Source organism: Streptomyces sp. P17 (assembly GCF_032436805.1).
Taxonomy (GTDB): domain Bacteria; phylum Actinomycetota; class Actinomycetes; order Streptomycetales; family Streptomycetaceae; genus Streptomyces.
Genome location: NZ_JAVRBF010000004.1, coordinates 1 through 17,526, shown reverse-complemented (window position 1 = coordinate 17,526; position 17,526 = coordinate 1). Strand labels below are relative to the sequence as shown.

The 17,526-nt window shown below is 72.8% G+C and carries 13 protein-coding genes; 3 read left to right on the top strand and 10 right to left on the bottom strand.

Going from position 1 to position 17,526, the window contains the following annotated elements; translation table 11 throughout:
- Window positions 1–124 precede the first annotated feature (124 nt).
- Window positions 125–2,389 carry an MMPL family transporter gene (locus RMT89_RS03290; RefSeq protein WP_315882377.1) on the bottom strand — a complete coding sequence of 755 codons (2,265 nt, stop codon included), beginning with the start codon at window positions 2,387–2,389 and terminating at the stop codon, window positions 125–127.
- Window positions 2,390–2,729: 340 nt separating this feature from the next.
- Here RMT89_RS03290 and RMT89_RS03285 point away from each other — a divergent pair, with 340 nt between their 5' ends.
- The 3 genes from RMT89_RS03285 to RMT89_RS03275 all read left to right on the top strand — a co-directional run bounded on the left by RMT89_RS03285 (window position 2,730) and on the right by RMT89_RS03275 (window position 5,223).
- On the top strand, window positions 2,730–3,278 hold the full coding sequence (locus tag RMT89_RS03285; protein ID WP_315882376.1) for a DUF1697 domain-containing protein: 549 nt from the start codon (window positions 2,730–2,732) through the stop codon (window positions 3,276–3,278).
- 140 nt (window positions 3,279–3,418) lie between these two features.
- Window positions 3,419–4,870 carry a hypothetical protein gene (locus RMT89_RS03280; protein ID WP_315882375.1) on the top strand — a complete coding sequence of 484 codons (1,452 nt, stop codon included), beginning with the start codon at window positions 3,419–3,421 and terminating at the stop codon, window positions 4,868–4,870.
- 26 nt (window positions 4,871–4,896) lie between these two features.
- On the top strand, window positions 4,897–5,223 hold the full coding sequence (locus tag RMT89_RS03275; protein ID WP_315882374.1) for a hypothetical protein: 327 nt from the start codon (window positions 4,897–4,899) through the stop codon (window positions 5,221–5,223).
- Window positions 5,224–5,232: 9 nt separating this feature from the next.
- On the opposite strand, the gene RMT89_RS03270 is transcribed toward RMT89_RS03275, so the two are convergent.
- The 9 genes from RMT89_RS03270 to RMT89_RS03230 all read right to left on the bottom strand — a co-directional run bounded on the left by RMT89_RS03270 (window position 5,233) and on the right by RMT89_RS03230 (window position 17,471).
- Window positions 5,233–6,570 carry a protein kinase domain-containing protein gene (locus RMT89_RS03270; protein WP_315882373.1) on the bottom strand — a complete coding sequence of 446 codons (1,338 nt, stop codon included), beginning with the start codon at window positions 6,568–6,570 and terminating at the stop codon, window positions 5,233–5,235.
- Window positions 6,571–6,573: 3 nt separating this feature from the next.
- On the bottom strand, window positions 6,574–7,446 hold the full coding sequence (locus RMT89_RS03265; protein WP_315882372.1) for a protein phosphatase 2C domain-containing protein: 873 nt from the start codon (window positions 7,444–7,446) through the stop codon (window positions 6,574–6,576).
- Window positions 7,440–8,102, bottom strand: a complete 663-nt coding sequence (locus RMT89_RS03260) for a tellurium resistance protein (RefSeq protein ID WP_315882522.1) — start codon at window positions 8,100–8,102, stop codon at window positions 7,440–7,442. Before RMT89_RS03260 ends, RMT89_RS03265 begins: the two co-directional genes overlap by 7 nt.
- Before the next feature lie 168 nt (window positions 8,103–8,270).
- Complete coding sequence (locus RMT89_RS03255) at window positions 8,271–9,908, bottom strand: TRAFAC clade GTPase domain-containing protein (protein ID WP_315882371.1); 1,638 nt, start codon at window positions 9,906–9,908, stop codon at window positions 8,271–8,273.
- Window positions 9,905–12,415, bottom strand: a complete 2,511-nt coding sequence (locus tag RMT89_RS03250; RefSeq protein ID WP_315882370.1) for a GTPase-associated protein 1-related protein — start codon at window positions 12,413–12,415, stop codon at window positions 9,905–9,907. The genes RMT89_RS03255 and RMT89_RS03250 overlap by 4 nt, the downstream gene beginning before the upstream one ends.
- On the bottom strand, window positions 12,412–13,650 hold the full coding sequence (locus tag RMT89_RS03245) for a TRAFAC clade GTPase domain-containing protein (protein WP_315882369.1): 1,239 nt from the start codon (window positions 13,648–13,650) through the stop codon (window positions 12,412–12,414). Before RMT89_RS03245 ends, RMT89_RS03250 begins: the two co-directional genes overlap by 4 nt.
- Window positions 13,651–13,653: 3 nt before the next feature.
- The gene (locus RMT89_RS03240; RefSeq protein WP_315882368.1) at window positions 13,654–15,732 is read right to left on the bottom strand and encodes a hypothetical protein; all 2,079 of its coding nucleotides are present in this window, start codon (window positions 15,730–15,732) and stop codon (window positions 13,654–13,656) included.
- A gap of 120 nt (window positions 15,733–15,852) precedes the next feature.
- Window positions 15,853–16,593, bottom strand: a complete 741-nt coding sequence (locus tag RMT89_RS03235; RefSeq protein ID WP_315882367.1) for a sirohydrochlorin chelatase — start codon at window positions 16,591–16,593, stop codon at window positions 15,853–15,855.
- A gap of 5 nt (window positions 16,594–16,598) precedes the next feature.
- Window positions 16,599–17,471, bottom strand: coding sequence for an ABC transporter permease (locus RMT89_RS03230; protein ID WP_315882366.1), 873 nt, complete (start codon window positions 17,469–17,471; stop codon window positions 16,599–16,601).
- Window positions 17,472–17,526: the final 55 nt, after the last annotated feature.

Sequence of the window (17,526 nt, the reverse complement as noted above, 5' to 3'; positions counted from 1 at the left end):
CTGACCGGCCCGGGGAGCCACGCCCGCTGACGCATCGAGGCCGAACTCCCCCAGCGATAGGCACAGGTGAGGGCCCGTCGGTTCCCCCCGTGAACCGACGGGCCCTCTGTCATGGGGGTCAGGATCAGACCGGGACGCGCTCCCCCTCGTCGTCCCGCGCCTGCCGGGTGACCGCCTCCGGCGCCTCGTCGTGCGTCAGGTCCGGCAGCCGGTTCAGCCACTTCGGTAGATACCAGTTGCGCTCGCCCAGCAGCGCCATGACCGCCGGGAGCAGCACACCCCGGATGATCGTCGCGTCGATGAGCACCGCGGCCGCGAGGCCCACGCCCATCTGCTTCATGGACTGCATGGACAGCGTGCCGAAGATCGCGAACACGGCGACCATGATGACCGCGGCGCTGGTGACGACACCCGCCGTGGTGACCACGCCGTGCTTGATCGCCTCGTTCGTCGTACGGCCCTTCAGCCGGGCCTCGCGGATCCGCGAGACCACGAACACGTGGTAGTCCATCGACAGGCCGAACAGGATCACGAAGAGGAACAGCGGCAGCCAGCTGATGATGGCGCCGACGCCCTCCGCGCCCACCAGGGACGCGCCCCAGCCGTGCTGGAAGATGGCGACCAGGATGCCGTACGCCGCGCCGACCGAGAGCAGGTTGAGCGCGATCGAGGTGATCGCGATCGTCAGCGAGCGGAAGGACAGCAGCATCAGCAGGAAGGCGAAGACCACGACGAAGGCGAAGACCGGGACGACCGCTCCGGCCAGCTGGTTGTTGAAGTCATGGCTGCCCGCGACCTGTCCGGTGATCGGCGCCTCGACGCCGTCGACCTTGCCGAGCGTGGCCGGACGGACCTCGTCGCGCAGCTTCTCCAGGTTCTCGCCCGCCTTGTCGAGGTCGGAGCCGCCGACCAGCGGGACGTAGACGAAGGCCAGGTTCTGCGCGTCGTGCAGCTTGATCTCGACCGGGCCGCGCGAGGCGCCCGAGTCCACGGCCTCCCTCTTGAAGTCGGCGAGCGCGCCCTGCACCTCGGCGGAGTTGATGTCGTCCGCCTTGACGACCACCTCGGCCGGCTCGGAGCCGCCCGGGAAGGCGTCGTTGACGCGGTTGTAGGTCTGCACGATGGGCAGCGAGTCGCCGAACTCCTGGTCCAGCGTGAGGTTCTGGGTCTTCATGCCGATCGCGGGCGCGGCGACCGCGAGCAGCGCACCGGTCGCGACGACCACCGAGACCATCGGCCGCTTCAGCACGGCGCCCAGCACGGCCGTCCACAGGCGGCTGTCCCGGTTGGCCTGAGCACGCTTGCGACGCAGCTTGCTGTCCGGGTGCAGGAAGGGGATACGGCCCTTCTCCACCCGGTGGCCCAGCAGCGACAGCAGCGCGGGAAGCACGGTCACCGAACCGACCATGGCGACCGCCACGACGATCAGCGAGGCCAGGCCCATCGCCTCGAAGTCGGCGATCCCGGTGAACAGCATGCCCGCCATCGCCACACACACCGTGACACCGGAGACGACGATCGCGCGGCCACTGGTGGCGGCGGCGATCCGCAGCGCCGTCTGCGGGTCGCGTCCGGCGGCCCGCTCCTCACGCTCCCGGCGCAGATAGAACAGGCAGTAGTCGACGCCGACGGCCAGACCGACCAGCAGCATCACCGAGTTGGCGACCTCGCCCATCGGCATCACATGGCTGACGATGCTCATCAGGCCCGTCGTCGCCATGATCGCGGTGATCGCCAGGAGCACCGGCAGCAGCGCCGCGACGAGCGCGCCGAAGGCGATGAGCAGAATGCCGAGGGCCACGGGCACGGCCGAGTACTCGGCCTTCTGGAAGTCGTCCCCGAACGCGTCGTCGAACGTCTTCCCCATGCTGGCCGCGCCGATCTGCTCGATCGTCAGCGCCGGACGGTCCTTCTGGACCTCCGCCACGGCGTCGAGCACCGGCTCCACCCGCTCGCTCGCGGTCTCCGCCTCACCGCGCATGTCGAACTGCACGAGTGCGCTGCGGCCGTCCTCCGAGACGGTGTCCGTGTCGTACGGCGAGGTGATGTCGGTGACCTTGCCGGTCTTCTCGACCGCGTCCATCACCGCGGTGACCGCGGCCCGGAACTCGGTGTCGGTGGCCTTCAGGCCGCCGTCCTTCGCCTGGACCAGGACGGTCTCACCGGCCGGCTCGTCGATCCCGGCGTCGTCGATGATCTGCGCGGCGGTCTTCGTCTCGCCCTTGAGCGACTGGCTCTCGTCCACGTTCACCCGGCCCGCCGCCGACCCGAGCCCCATCGCCAGGACGACGAACAGCAGCCAGATGCCGACGGCAGCCCATCGGTGCCGGGCGCTCCAGCCGCCTGCCCGGGCGGCCAGACCCCGCACCCGTATGTCTCCGTTCCCCATGACGGGCTTGCCCCCTTGTGTGCGGTGACAGCCCCCTGCCGTCACCTTTCGTTTTGAAGGTATGGGGCGGATAAAGGCATCTCGTCGTGCTGATCGGTGAACTGAGGACGGCGTGAATCATCCCCCTGGACCCCGGCTTCTCCCCTGTGAGGAGGAGGTGGCCCCTTACATCTATTTGGGTGGAGTTTGTCATTACAAAACCTTGTTGAATAAGTCACACGCGCGTGTGGCGGTTGATCGACACCCTCCGGATCGGCCAGAGTTCAGCGCAGTCCGCGTTCGCGGACCCGGCCGTCGTGCCCACCCCCACGGGGCACGACGGCCGCCTTATGGTGTGCGGATGACGACGACGTATGCGGCGCTGCTGCGGGGGATCAACGTAGGTGGCGCCAAGAAGGTCCCGATGGCGGAGCTGCGCGTCCTGATGGCAGGGCTCGGTCTCGACGATGTGCGCACCTACCTCCAGAGCGGCCAGGCCGTGTTCTCCGCCGGGCACGGCGACGAGGAGTCCTGGGCCGCGGAGATCACGGGGGCGATCGAGCAGCGCTTCGGGTTCGCGGTCGCCGTCATCGTCCGCGACCACGCCTATCTGGCGGCGATCGTCGAGGCCTGTCCGTTCCCGGCGGCGGAGCTGGAGGCCAAGCAGCTGCACGTCACGTACTTCTCCGAGCCGGTCCACGCCGAGCGCTTCGCCGAGATCGACCAGGGCGCCTTCCTGCCGGAGGAGTTCCGGCTCGGGGAGCGCTGTCTGTATCTGTACGCCCCGAACGGCCTCGGCCGCTCCAAGCTCGCCGAGCAGCTCTCCAAGCCGCGCCTGAACAAGGGCCTGATCGCCACCAGCCGCAACTGGAACACCGTGGTCAGGCTCAGGGACATGACCCGTAGTTAGGGCGCCGTGACGCTCCTCGCCAACTCGCGGACAAGTGACTGCCGTTGTCCCTAAAGTGAGTTCCGCGAGACTTCGGCGACAGGGGGGTCACCGTGGCGGGGAGAGTCCTACCTTCGTTGCCGCAGTACCGCAAGGACGGTGTGACACGCCGGATCTGCGCCACGGTCCATCTCCATGACGACCTCGCCCGGGACATCGACCGCGACCTCACCGGCGACCGGCTCACCGCGATCGGACTCACCCTCGGCGTCAACTTCGTGGCGGTCGCCCGGCATGCCCGCGCGGCCGTCCGGCGCAGAACCGTCCTCGACCGCCAACTCGCCGTGCTCGGCGCCCTGTTCCTCGCCTCGCTGCTGTTCGCCCTGTGGTCACTGATCGCCGGCGGCGCCTCCCTCGTCCTCGTCGCGGTCTACGGCCCCCTCGGCGTCCTCGTCGTCACCTGGTGCCTCGTCCACCACACGCAGGCCCGGGCCAGGGACGCGGCGCAACAGGTGTTCCGCGACACCGAGAAACCCGAGACGCTCGTCCCGCCCGTCGAGCAGGCGGCGGAGACACGGCTGCACGAACTGAAGCGCTCCAACGTCCTGCCGTACGCCGACGAGACGGCGCTCGTCAATCCGTTCGTCGGCAGCGGCAAGCGGCTCCAGGAGCGCGAGGTCATCTGGGGGCCCATCGACGTCAGTGAGCCGGCCGAGGGCCCGGGTGGCACCAAGCTCCCGATGACCGACTTCGACGCCATCGACCTCCACACCTACGTCGCCCGCCATATGGAGGGCATCTCAGGCCTTGACGGACTGCGCACCAGGAACCGGCTCTACGTCCTCGGCAGCAACGCCTGTCTGCTCCCGGAGCTGGTCCCCGACCGCACCGGACGGCCGCAGCCGCACGTCCCCAAGCAGCTCGTCCAGGCCGGTCTGCAGCGGCCCGGCGCGGGCATGCGGACCCATCTGTGCCTGGAGCGGGTCGGTGAGGGCGGGCGGCTCATCGTCTCCATGTACCTGCGGGCGATCCTCGCCCGTCCCAGCCTCAGCTGGGAGGTCGCCGCCTACGCGATCCCGCCGCTCGAAGCCCGCTTCCACGAGGTCGACAGCCTCCCGCTGGCCCGCCTCGACCGCTGGTGGAGCCTCGTCAAGTACGCCACCGGTCACACCTGGTCCGAACTGAGCGGCGCCCCGGGACGCATGCTGGAGCGCTCCCGATGGCTGCACGACAACGAACGGACCCTGCGGAAACTACGCCGGAAGATCAAGAGCCAGCACGTCATCGTCGACTACGGCGCCGCCACCAGCCTGCGCGAGCAGTACGGCGACTGGGACCAGGCCGGCTACGCGGAGCGCATGGACGCGCTCGACTACCTCGTCCGCCTGCAGCAGGGGGTGCTGACCGCGACCGAGCGCTTCCTGAAGGACCACAACGTCGACACGAGCTCCTTCGACAGCGCGCAGAAGATCATCACGCAGAACTACCACGTCAACACCGTCAACGGGCCCAGCATCTTCGGCGCGGGCGGCACCATCAACCAGAACAGCAGCCCCCAGGGCGGTGGATCTCAGAGCGGCCAGGGCGGCGGGACACCACCGCCCAAGCCCTGACGCGGGAACGGAACAGGAGCCGGACCATGAGCAGCAACTACCACATCAACAACGTCAACGGCCCGGCCATCCTGGGCGACAACGGCCGGATCGAGATCAACAACAACGGCACCGACCCCGCGGTCCTGCTGCGGCTGGCCGACCAGCTCGTGGAGCGGCTGCGGGCGGAGAGCCCCGCGCTGGTGCCCCAGGCCCAGGTCGTCCAGGGTGAACTGGCCGACGCCGGACAGCAGGGGCGGCCCGCCGACCAGGGCCGGATCCGGGCCGCCCTGGAGACCATCGGTGCCGGAGTCGGGGCGGGCAGCGGCGTCCTCGTCCTGGCCCAGGAGATCGGGCGCCTGCTCGGGTTCTGACCCCCGCGTTCACCTGGCGCGCACGACCGCCCGCACCCCGCCCCCGAGATCCAGTTCCAGACCCGAGCGCAGCGGTACGGTCTGGCCGGGGGCGACCTGCCGGGTCGTACCGTCGGAGCGGCCGGCCGTCCAGGTCTCCTTCGAGCGGTTGGCGATGCCGAACCGGCCCGGCTTCGACGGGTGTTCGACAAGTTCGGCCACCAGGCCGGCGTCCGAGCAGTCGTGCCGCGCCGGTTCCGGCAGCAGATGGTGGGCCTGGACGCGGGCCCCCCGGCGCAGCCGGATGTGGTGCTCGGCGCGCGGCGGCGGCGTGGTCACCGTCAGCCGGGGCGGCAGCACCAGCCGCTGCCCGCACCCCCAACAGACGCGCGGGGGAGGGTTCTCGCCGGGTTCCGTCATGTTCTCCCGGCCGCAGGAGGCGCACTCCACCAGCGCATCCAGCACCGCCCGCAGCGCGTTGCGCCACTCCGACTCGCGCACCCGGGCATGCGGATCCTGCAGTCCGGTCGTGAAGCTGCGGCGGAAGAGTTCCTGGAGGGTGCCGGCCGCCGCGGACCAGGTCGCCAGCACCGTCGCGTGCTCCATCGGGTCGGGCGCGTTGGAGTCGTCCGCCGGATCGAACACGAACAGCGGACTCTTGCCGTACAGCCGCCTCTCCGCCGCCTCGTCGAAGCAGTGGATGCCCAACTCGCGTCGGCCCTCCAGCGGGTGGTGGTTCATCAGGAGCATGAACAGCAGGACGGCGAGCGAGTGCAGGTCGGTCTGGGTGCCCGGGCGCGCGTCCGGTTCGCCGCGCACCAGCTCCGGGGCCATGAACTTCATCGTCCCCGAGATACCGCTGGCGTCGCCCTCCACCACGGCGTTGTCGTTGTCGCAGATCAGTACGTCACCGGTGGCCGGGTCGAAGAAGACGTTGCCCCAGGAGATGTCCCGGTAGGCGACACCCCGCGAGTGCAGTGCCTGGTAGGCCTCCACGGTGTACAGACAGGCTGTCAGCAACGCCCCGGTGCTGGTGCGCAGTTGGCGGCGGAACAGGTCCGGCAGGCCCTTGAAGCGCTCCGGACGCAGCCCCATCAGATAGCCGAACGAGCCCTTGTGCGCGGACACATACGCCTCGGGCCACAGAAACCGGTCGTCGTCGAAGTCGCGCTGCACCAGCTCCTGGACGATCGCCTGCTGCTCGGGCGTCGCACTCGTCGGGTAGTACCACTTCAGCGCCTTGTCCCCGGCCGCGGTCCGCACCCGGTACACCTCGCCCTGGCCGCCCGCGCCCAGCATGCCGATGATCTCGGCCTCGTCGCCGTTGTCCACGGCCAGCAGCGTTCCACTGTCGAGCATGCCGCTCATCGCTCAACTCCCCGTCTTCTCTTCCGTTTCCAGTGCCCGGTGGACCGGCCGCAGCGCGGCCACCAGCGTCGTGTCGTCCCCGGAGTACTGCGCGGCCTGCCCCAGCCACTCGGGCAGCGCGGCCCGCACCCCCGCGGCGCCCTGCGCCGTCAGCCGCCCGTCCAGGCCCGCCACGAACTCCCGGTAGCCGTCGGCCGAGGCGAAGCTCTTCGACAGACCGTCCGTCGAGAGCACCACAAGTCGCGGCCCGCGCGCCTCGTCGAACAGCGGCGCCCAGTGCGTCCGTACCGCACGCCAGGCCTGCGCGCCGCACAGGGACTCCGTCTCGTCGCCCAGATCCTCCTCGGCCGGTGCCAGCGGCCGGTTCAGCGCGCCGTCGTGCTCGACCACCGCGAGATCGCCGTCGCCGATCTGCCACGCCACGAACAGCGACGGCGTGAGCAGGGCGCCGATCAGGGTCGTGCCGTACAGGAGCAGCTTGGCGCCCGGCTCCGGCTCGGCCGCGCCGTCGTCGGCGACCGGGCGGTGCCGCTCCCAGTGGCCGAGGGCGGCCGTCCGCCACTCCTGCACCAGGGCGCGCGGGAAGTCGTCCCGGGCGCAGGCCATCAGCCGGGCCAGGCGCCCCGGTTCATGGCAGTCGCGGGCCGCGCGTCCGAAGGAGACGGCGAGCGCGGTGAAGCGGTCCACGGCGAACCGCGCCCCCAGCTCGCTGCGGGCGTGCGCCGCCGAGCCGTGTCCGTCGGCCACCGCCAGCACCAGCGGCTCCTCCCAGGAGCCGCCGCCCTCACAGGTCCACCAGTCCTGGTTGCACCGCTTGCCGACGCCCTGGACGCTGTCGCCCAGCGTTTCCCAGCGCCGCACCCCGAGCGTCACCACACGTCGTCGTCATCGTCGTCGTCGAGGACCGGGGGCGCGTACGGCTGCTTCGCCAGCGGGTCCGAGGACCCCGCGACCGGCTGCGAGGCGGCCTTCACGGCCGCGGTGGACGCCCAGCGGATCGCCGCCGCGAGCTGCTTGGGGCTGTTGGCGTCCAGCGGCTGGAGCTCGGGGTTGCCGAGGAAGTCCTGGAGCACCGTGCGATCGGCGTCGGCGCCGATCGCGATGGCCACCCGGACCGCCTTACGGCCCCACGGCGTCGCGTCGATCGCCTTCAGACCGGCCTTCCAGTCGTCCGTGGGCACCCCGTCCGACACCAGCGCCAGCACCGGCTTCAGCGCCCGCTGCGGCATCGGCGGGCTCTGCAGCTCCCGCGAGACCAGGGTGAGCGCCTCACCGAGGTTGGTCATACCGTCCACCTGAACGTCCTGCCAGGTGAAGTCGTCGACCCGGACCGGCGTCTGATGATGCCAGCGGGCCGAGGTGGAGAACGTGATGGTGCGCAGCAGGAGTTGGGCGGCCGGGTTGTCGTGCGCCACCGACCGCATCTCCGGGATCGCTTCTCTGATCGCGTAGTTGAGCTGGCCGATCTTCTCGCCCTGCATCGAGTACGAGCAGTCGAGCAGCCAGATGAAGTGGACCGGCCGGTTGGCCATGGGCCCGCCGGGAATGTCACTCACGCCATTTCCTTTCCGCTGGTAGTGGGTCTCAGGTCAGCAGCCATCGCGCCAGCGCGGCCAGGGCGAGCACGGTCAGGGCCAAGGAGGCCACGAACACGCCCGCCATGGCACGCCGCCAGCGCCCGATGGACGGTGTCACCTCGGTCATGCCGGGGTGTACTTCCTCTCCTGGTCGCCGTTCGCGCGCAGCCGGATCCTGCGCTCCTTGCCACCGCCGGGACCGGACAGCGCGCCGGTGCCGAGCCCCGAGACGGCGAGCAGCCACAGCACCGGCTCGGCCGCCCTGCGCTGCTCGCTCTCCAACGGGCCGGTGCCGATGGCCGCCTGGGCGCTGACGGCCCAGTAGCGGGCCGCCCTGAAGTCGTGGCCGAGGGCCCGGACGAGCGGGCCCAGACCGATCTGTTCCAGCCAGACATCGATCTCCGCGCCCGGCACCGGCAGGGTCGTCAGCCCGTCCAGCACATCCCGCTTGGTGACGACGGTGGCCACGCACAGCCGACCGCGCCGCCCGGTCAGCGCCTCCAGCTCGCCCGTCAGCCGCTGGAACGTGTCCCACGGGCCCTGTGGTGAGGGCCGGGCCGACTTCGCCTTCGCGCTGTCGTCCGCGCCGAGCCGTCCGCGCACCTTGGGGTCGGCCAGCGCATCGGCGACCAGGACGACCCCGTTGGCGTGCTGCAAGTACTGCTGGGCGCGCACCCGGTCGGCCTCGCTCACCGACTCGCCCATCGGGTCGTACAGATAGAGCAGTCGGCGCCGTCGCCCACGGGTGACCGTCAGCATCAGGGCGCGCGGCTGGCCGCCGGTGGTGGCGCGGACCGAACCGGTCTGGCGCAGCTCCTGGTTGAGATCGTTCGCGGTGGCGCGGTCGTCGTCCGAGGCGTACTCCACGGTCAGCTCGCCGCGCCTGGCCCAGGTGTGCAGCCCCTCCACCATGGCCGCCATCAGCATCGTCTTGCCGGAGGAGGTACCGCCGACCAGCGGCGCGTGCACCACTCGGGTGGTGCCGGTGATCTGCGGCAACTTCTTTTCGCAGTACGGGCACTGGGTCGCCAGGGAGCCGCGCTTGGCGAACCGGGTCGTCGGCAGCCGGCGCCCGCACACGCACCCGTGCCACAGGACGCCGTAGCGCCCGGGCCGTAGCGAGGCATGCCCCTTGCCGCAGCCGGGGCAGTGGTGCACGGCGAGCGGCACCGGTCGATAGCAGCCGGGGTAGGGGCACTTGGTCCGCACCCCCCTGGCCAGCGTCCACGCCCGCTCCGCGCCCCACAGCACCGGTGCGGCCGCCGCGCAGGCCAGCCAGATCAGGGCGAGCAGCAGCGCGAACATCACCAGGACCGTGCCGAGCAGCAGCGAGGCCAGGGCGGTGCCCACGAGCGCGCCTGCCGCGGTGCCGGGAGCCACGAAGACGACCAGGGCCACCGCGCCGACCGGGTGGTCGGCGCGCAGTCCGTCGGGGGAGCGGCCGCAGAACAGGTTCTTGGCGATCCGCGCCAGCCACGGGTCGGCAAGCCGTGTCCACATGATCCGTATGCCGTAGCTCGAGGCCGTCGCCCCGTCGATCCACATCTGCTGCCACCAGTAGGCGAACCGGGCGGGCTCGGCGTCGCTCACGACGGCCGGGACGCGCTGATCGGGGCTGCCGCTGCGCCAGGGCCCGAGTCCCCGCCAGACGCCGCCCACCCCGATCCCGAGGAACTCCCACAGCACGCGACCGAGGCCCAGGCCGGCGGCGATGAGCCCGCACCAGGCGAGGTAGATGTACAGCGGCAGCATGGGGTTCATCGGGGGCCTCCCCGGTGCGGCGGTTCGAGATCCCCGGGCCACGGGGCGCCCTGCTCACCGCGCCGCCCGCGCCCGGACAGCCGGCCCGCGAGCCGCCCGAGCTTGCCGGGCCGGTTCCAGGTCCGGAACGCGTCCAGCTTGCCCCGGCCCGCGCGGCCGAGCGCCACCTCCACCTCGGCCAGGTCCTCGGCGGGCAGTGCCTTCACGATCGGCCGCAGCACCTTCGTCAGCAGCGCCGAACTCGTCTCGTCCCAGGCGGTACTGGAGCCGGGGAAGGCGCTCCACGCGCAGAAGCAGACGGCGACGTACGACGGCACGGTCCGCAGCCGGTCACCCACCCGGTCCGAGCGCCCGGCGCGTTCGTACGCCGCGAGCAGCGCGGGCTCGTCCGAGCGGGCCAGGGCGTACAGCTCGCTCTCCGGCGCGTCGGGCCGCATGAGCCGCCTGCCGAGGGCCTCGAAGACCCGGTCCGTGACGGGCTCGGGGACCGGTTCGCCCGCCCCCGTGCGCAGCGACAGCGCCCGGCCCACCCAGTCCTCGCCCTCACCCGGCGTACCCAGCAGGCCCGCGAACTCCAGCAACAGCAGCGCCGCCCGCTGCCCGTGCCGCAGCTCCGTGCCGAAACAGCGCAGCAGATCGGCGGCGAGCACCGGGATGTCGGGGTCGTCGGGCGGCGCGGCGAGCGCGGCCTCGATCAGCAGGTCCCGGGTCCCTGCCGCCCGGTGCAGATCCGAGCCCAGCTCGTTGAGCAGCAGACTCGCCTCCTGCCCCGTCGGCAGCTCCCCGGGCCACACCAGGTCGAGCGCGGTCCGCAGCACCGCGGTGTCGGCGTGCGGGGAGACCCCGCCGGTGCGCAGCAGACCGTGGAAACGGCCGAGCCGATCGCCCTCGCGCGCCGGCTCCGTCAGCACGCACATCCGCAGATGCGGGAAGGCCGGCGGCAACTGCACGGGCAGCTCCGACCCGGCCAACGGCCGTGCGGCGCCCCGCGGATCGGCGGCCGCGAGCGCGTCCAGCGCGGCGAACAGCGCGATCCGCAGCGCCGGATGGTCACGCACGGCGTCGAGCAGCGCCGGGGTGCCCACCCCGGGAGCGGACGGTACGGCCGTCTCGGGCGCCCGCCACGCGGGGTGCCCCACGGGCTGCTCCTCCGCCACGGCCGAGAGCTCGTCCGGTGCCACGGCCACCAGGGCGCGGGCGAGCCGCTCCGCCAGCCCGGGGAGCAGATCCTGGCAGTCGACGTCGAGCAGATCGGCGACCCGCAGCAGGGCGAGCGGCCGTCCGTCGGCGGGCCGGCCGGTGTCCGCGACCCCGGCGCGCAGGGCGGGCGCGAGATCCCGGGCCAGTTCGGCATGGGTCGCCGGGGTGAGCGACCCGGCGCGCAGCGCGGGCACCGGGCCCCCGCCGCGCACGGCGGACGTGAGCACCCGCGCGGCGAGCGGCGCGGACACGGCCGTGGGCACCCGTCCGTCCAGCCGCTCCCACAGGCTGACCAGCGCGGCCGCTTCCTCCTCGTCGCTCTCCCCGGCCGCGCACAGCCCGGCGATCAACGCGGTCAGCGTGGCCTCGGGCAGGGCGTTCCCGGCCGCCCACCGTGCCGCGGCCGCCCGGGCGTCCGGCCGCAGCTCGATGCCCGCCGTCAGCGCCGCCACGGTGAGCGGACCGAGTCCGTCTCCCGAGTCACGGAGCAGATCGGGCCGCGCCGCCAGCCAGATACGGGCGTACACCTCGGCCAAGGTGTCGGTGACCGGTTCCGACGGCGGCCGGCCGGTGCAGTCGTGCACCCGGTACCGGTGATCCGGCGCCACCTGCTCCGACGACGGCAGCGCCCCCACGATCTGCTGGCGCGCCTGCTGCGGCCGCCGGGTGTAGGTCGTGAACGTCAGCCGGTGCGCCTGCTCCCTCGGCAGCACCGTGCAGGCGAGCACGATCCACTGGGCCACGTCCGCGCTGTCGTGCTCCACGAGCACGATCTGCCCGGTCCCGGGATCCTCCGCGACCGCGCGCAGGTCCGCGAAGAACGGCGCGAGCCACCCGGCCCGGGACACCGCGAACGCCACCAGCCCCTCGGTGCGCAGCAGCCCCGACGGCTCGAACCGGTCGATGGGCGCGGGCCGGCCGTCCGGGGGAGTGGTGTCGGCCCAGCGCGGCGACTCCCAGGCGGTGATGGGCAGCGCGCCGTCCGGCAGCCGGGTCCCGGGCGGCAGATGCAGGGCGTGCGCGTGGAAGTTGCCCCAGCGGCCGCTGTAGTCGACGCCCGTGTAGACCGAGCGGCTCAACAGGCGGCCGCCGTCGGACAGTTCGCTGAAGCTGAATGCCTTCGGGAAGCCCTTGAGCTGTTCGGCGTCGGGCCGGGCAGGGAAGTCCCGCGGCGGCTCGTAGCCGATGAGCTGCTCGGCCTCCCGCAGCACGCCCTGCGGCACCCCCGGGCTGACCGCCGTGAACCGGAAACCCGAACCGTCGGGCCCGGGCGGCGCGGACGTGTAGTGCAGTTGCGCCGGCGTCACTCGCCTCGCCCCTTCCCCGTCGTACGGACCGGCAGCACCCCGCGCCGGGCCAGCAGCCACAGGAGCGGGTCCTCCACCCGTATCGGCTGCGGCCCCGACTTGGGCGCGTCCGCGGGCGAGTCGGCGGGCGGCGGCGCACCCAGCGCCGACAGCCCGAACAGCGACAACTCGGCGAAGTCCAGCTCCAGTTGCCGCACCAGCGCGCCCGAGTCCCACTCCGCCATCAGCGCGCGGACCTCCTCGTGCGCGGCGAGCCGGTCGTCCTCGTCGAACTCCCCGTCCGGGTGGGCCGCGTTGCGCAGCAGCGGCGAGTGCGGATCGAGCAGCGGCTTGAGCATGTCCGTCTTGGTCACCGCCACCGCGATCGGGGTGGACACCCGCCCGCGCGAACCGCCCTTGCCGTGGGCGCGCAGCCGGCGCGCCAGGTCGGCGGCGATCTGCTGCGGCGGGGTCTCCACCACCGGCAGCGGGGGACCGTCGTGGACGGGCAAGCGGTCGCGTACGGAGCCGAGTTGGAGCGGGTCGACCAGCAGGACGATGCCGTCCGCGGCGCTGAGATAGCGGGTGTAGCGGTCCATCGCCTCGGCGCCCGCGAGATCCTCGCCGGCCGCGTCGAAGAAGACCAGCGCGGTGTGCCGGGTGCCCGAGCCGAGCCGGCCGCGCCGGGGCACGCTGAGCCGGTACAGCAGCGGGTCGTTGAAGCCGAGGGCGGCCGGTCTGGTGGCGTCCGGCAGCCGCAGCCGCTCGTAGAGGTCCTCCGCCATCTCCCGGTCCCGCTGCTGGGTGCTCTGCCCCATGGCGGCCAGCGAGGCGTGGTAGGCCTGTCCGACACGCTGGTTCAACTCGTTGACCAGGACGGCGGCGTAGGTGCTCTTGCCGGAGGCCTTCGCGCCGACCAGCGCGATGATCCGGCTGTCCTGGTCGCAGTAGTCGCTCGGCAGGTCGCTGTGGCAGGTCCCGCACACCCGGGTCGTCGTGCCCACCCCGCACCCCGGGCACGGCACACTGCTGCCCGAGCCGAACCGCCACCTGGCCCGCCGGTCCGGCGCGAACACCGGCCCGCGCATCCGGGCGCCCGGCGGCACCCCCGGACCCATGAACCCGGCCCAGATATCGTCGCGTTCGGGCCCGCAGGGCGTCCCGCCGCGCACTCCGGTCGGGCTCATCAGACAGCGGTACGGCAGCTTCGCGGCGGAGGAGCGGGCGAAGCAGTAGGGGCAGATCACGGTCGTCATGGCTCAGCGCACCACCAGGGTCGCGGGGGACGGTTCTTCGAGGCGTACGGCGGCCGCGTGCTCGCCCAGCAGGAAGCCGCGCAGGGTGTACGGGAGCGGGCAGGGCGCGGCCGGCAACTCCTGCTCGACCGTGCCGTGCCGGGTCAGGTCGGCACCGGGGATGCGCAGCACGGTCGTCCCGTCGGTGGCGCTGCGCGGGCGGAGGGTGCCGCTGCGCGCGACGCACACGAACTCCGGGACGTCCGGGCCGCTCTCCTCGGCGGGGGCGAAGAGGGTGACGCGTAGCAGCGTACGGCTGCCGCCCCTGAACCGGCGCCGGTGGCGCACGAGTTGGTAGCCGATGGAGGCGTCGGGGGGCAGCACGGTCTCGGCGCCGGCCGCCGCCACGACGACGGCACCGGGCACCTGCGGCACGACCGCCGCGCGGATCCGCACCCCCCGCGGCCCCACCTGCAGCCGCAGCCCGCCCCGTCGGTAGGCGTGCGCGGTGACGGTCCGCTCGCCGCCGCCGTCCGGGCCGTCCCACACGACCGTGAGGTGACTCGTGCCGTCGGGCCAGTCCAGCGAGACCAGGGCGGCACCGTGCGGCAGCCGCCGGGCGGCGAGACCGGTCACCGGCGGGAGCACCTCGACATCGACCGTGGGACCGGCCAGGGCACGGTCGCCGAGTACGGCGACGGCGGCCACGCGCGTGTGCCCGGCGGGCGGTACGAGGATCGCGGGCGGGAGCTCGGCCGTGCGCAACTCCGTCGCCGGCGGCGGTACCCGGCCCGGCCACACCACCAGGCGGACCTCGGCTTCCTGTCCTCCTCCGGTCCAGTCGAACCGTACGGTGTGGCCGTCGGGTGTGGCGGTGAGGGTGCGGACCGGCTCGGGCCAGGGGTGGACGGTGTGGGTGGCGGTGACCCCGGGAGAGGGCACCAACTGCCCGTCGGGCGCCCGGTAGTGGCACACCACCCGGAACGTGTGGCGGCCGACCGGCAGCCCGGCCGCCGTGAAGCAGTCGGGGCGGGCCTCCACCCGAACCGCCGTACCGTCCGGACCCGTGCGCTCCACCGTCACCTCGACGGCGCCCGGCGGCTTTCGCCAGGTCCCCCTGATCCGCTCCGGGCCGTCCGTCAGCGTCAGCCCGGTCACCTCCGGTGCGAAGAGCACCCGGTGGGACACGAGCGGGGGCCCGGTCACACGTCCGTTCTCCAGCGGCAGGGCGGCGTAGCGGACGGTCGTGCCCAGGGGGACGGCCGTGTCCTGCCGCTCGGGCACCTCACGCACCCGGGCCGCGCCGTCCTCGGTGCGGTACAGACACAGCAGCCGCCAGTCGGAACCGGCCCGTTCCCAGGTCAACTCGACGCCGTTCGAGGAGAGTTCGGTCCGCAGGAAGGCCACATGCTCGGGCCGGTGGACGCGCACCAGACCGCGCAGGGCACGCCGGTCGTCCGCCGCGAGGTCCAGCGCGAGCAGGTAGTGATCGCTGGCGGTGTCCTTCCCGCCGCGCCCCTCCGCGCGCCGCGCCGCCGTCAGCGCCGTGTCGACCGCCGCCGCGCGGGCCGCCAGCGCGAGCCGCAGGCGCTCCACCTCCGGGTCGCCCTTCGGTAACCGCTCCAGCAGGGTGCGGGCCCGGTGCATACGGCGGTGCTGCCAGGCATCGGCGAGGGACTCGGCAGCGTCGCGCTGCCTCCGGTCCAGGGTGGCCCGGTGGCGGGCCGCCGCGAGCAGTCCGGCCGTCTCGTCCGGGTGGACGCCCAGGTCCTGGACGGTGCCCGGGCCGTCCTGGAGCAGGCAGATCAGCTGGTACAGCACCACGCGGCGCGGTGCCTGCGGATCACGCCGGTGCAGCGCCGTCAGCAGCCGGGGGACGGAGCCTCCGGAGCGGGCGAGTTCGTCGAGCAGGGCGCCGTCCACCCGGCGCCGGCCGCGTCCGGCGGGAACGTAGAGACCGTCGAGGACGCGCAGGCCGCCGTCCGGGGCGAGGGCCTCGCCGAGGTGCCGTAACCCCGCCGCGTGCTGGGCGGCGGCGAGTTCGGCGTAGCCGGGCACGAGGGGGGCCAGCGGCAGCCCGGACAGGGCCCGCGGTAAGCCCAAGTGGTGCCCGAACCCACGACCAGCCACCGGTGCCGTTCTCCCCCCGCTCGCTCTCCGGGGGACCATCCCAGCAGAACGGCCGGGCGGGAGAGGGACTTTTACCGAATCCGCCCAGGCCCGTCAGGCACCGACCGCCGCCAGCACCGGCACACGAGCCGCGTCGTACCGCTCCAGCAGCACGCGTGCCACTTCCGGCGCCGGGCCGAGCACATCGGCCAGTACGTCGGCCTCGGCGGCGCCCCGCGCGATGCGGTCCGGGAGGAACCCGGGCGCGAGGACGTACGGCGCGACGGCCACCCGCTCGCAGCCGAGGGCGCGCAGTTCCCGTACCGCGTCCTCGGTGCGGGGCAGGGATGCGGAGGCGAACGCGGGCCGCACGGCGCACCAACCGGTGTGCCGCCACTCCCGCGCGATTGCTGCGATCACCGCGCTCGCCTCCGGGTCGGTGGACCCCGCCGAGGCCAGCACGACCCCGGTCGAGGACTTGTCGGCGGGCGTGAGGCCCGCCTCGTACAGCCGCCGCTCCAGCGCCGTGAGCAGCAGCGGGGAGGGGCCGAGCACCTCCGTCTGCCGGATCCGCAGCTGCGGCGGCGCGTCCCGCAGGACGGCGGGGATGTCCGCCTTGGCGTGGAAGGCGCGGGTCAGCAGCAGCGGCAGCGCCACGACATCGCGCACGCCCTGTGCCGCCAGCGACTCCAGCACGCCCTGCACCGAGGGGATGTTGAAGTCCAGGAAGCCGGTCTCGACCCGCAGTCCGGGCCGCATCGCGCGCACGCGCCGTACGAGGGCGTGCACGGTAGCGGCGTGCCGCGGGTCGCGGCTGCCGTGGGCGATGACGAGAAGAACCGGCCGGTGGCGCATGGGACTCAGCTCCTCGCCAGGAGACCGCGGCCGCGCAGGACCCAGCGCTCCAGCGGGCTGAAGATGAGCAGGTCGATGGCGATGCCGACGAGCAGGATCAGGAAGATCGCCAGGAACACCTGGGACATGCTGGCGTTGTTGCGGCCGTTCTCCAGCAACTGGCCGAGCCCCACGCCGAGGTCGGGGGAGGAGGCGATGATCTCGGCGGCCATCAGGGAGCGCCAGGAGAACGCCCAGCCCTGCTTCAGGCCTGCCAGGTAGCCCGGCAGTGCGCCCGGCATCACGATGTGCCAGGTGCCCTTCAGGCCGGTCGCGCCGAGGGTGCGTCCGGCGCGCAGGAACAGCGGGGGGATCTGGTCGATGCCCGCGACCAGGCCGTTGGCGATGGAGGGGACCGCGCCGAGCAGGATCACGGCGTACATCATCGAGTTGTTCAGACCCAGCCACAGCACGGCCGGCGGCACCCAGGCCACCGACGGCAGCGACTGCAGGCCGGACAGGATGGGGCCGATCGCGGCGCGGACGAACTTCACGCGGGCCACGAGCAGGCCGAGGGGGGTGCCGATGGCCAGGGCGAGGAGGAAGCCGAGCAGGCCGCGCGAGACGCTGGTCCAGATGTAGTCGAACAGCGTGCCCTGCAGCCAGGCGGTGCGCACCTCGTCCCAGACGGCGGTCGGTGCGGGCAGCTTGTAGCTGGGCGCGACCTCGGCCCAGACCAGGACCTGCCATGCCACCAGTACCAGCGCGACGGCGGTGACCGGCGGCAGCACCCGGCGGACCAGCGTCTCGCGCAGGGGCGTCCGCGTGGTCTGGACGGTGTCGAGGGCGTCCAGGCCGGCTTCGAGCCCGGCGAGATCGGTGGTGTCAGTGCTGGCCATGGCGGCGGATCTCCCCACGCAGTTCTTCGGTGATCTCGACGGACAGCTCGGCGAC

Bases quoted from the DNA above. Each gene is read 5' to 3' on its own strand.
- RMT89_RS03290 (WP_315882377.1), bottom strand. From the start codon at position 2,389: ATGGGGAACGGAGACATACGGGTGCGGGGTCTGGCCGCCCGGGCAGGC.
- RMT89_RS03285 (WP_315882376.1), top strand. From the start codon at position 2,730: ATGACGACGACGTATGCGGCGCTGCTGCGGGGGATCAACGTAGGTGGC.
- RMT89_RS03275 (WP_315882374.1), top strand. From the start codon at position 4,897: ATGAGCAGCAACTACCACATCAACAACGTCAACGGCCCGGCCATCCTG.
- RMT89_RS03270 (WP_315882373.1), bottom strand. From the start codon at position 6,570: ATGAGCGGCATGCTCGACAGTGGAACGCTGCTGGCCGTGGACAACGGC.
- RMT89_RS03260 (WP_315882522.1), bottom strand. From the start codon at position 8,102: ATGGCCAACCGGCCGGTCCACTTCATCTGGCTGCTCGACTGCTCGTAC.
- RMT89_RS03255 (WP_315882371.1), bottom strand. From the start codon at position 9,908: ATGAACCCCATGCTGCCGCTGTACATCTACCTCGCCTGGTGCGGGCTC.
- RMT89_RS03245 (WP_315882369.1), bottom strand. From the start codon at position 13,650: ATGACGACCGTGATCTGCCCCTACTGCTTCGCCCGCTCCTCCGCCGCG.
- RMT89_RS03235 (WP_315882367.1), bottom strand. From the start codon at position 16,593: ATGCGCCACCGGCCGGTTCTTCTCGTCATCGCCCACGGCAGCCGCGAC.
- RMT89_RS03230 (WP_315882366.1), bottom strand. From the start codon at position 17,471: ATGGCCAGCACTGACACCACCGATCTCGCCGGGCTCGAAGCCGGCCTG.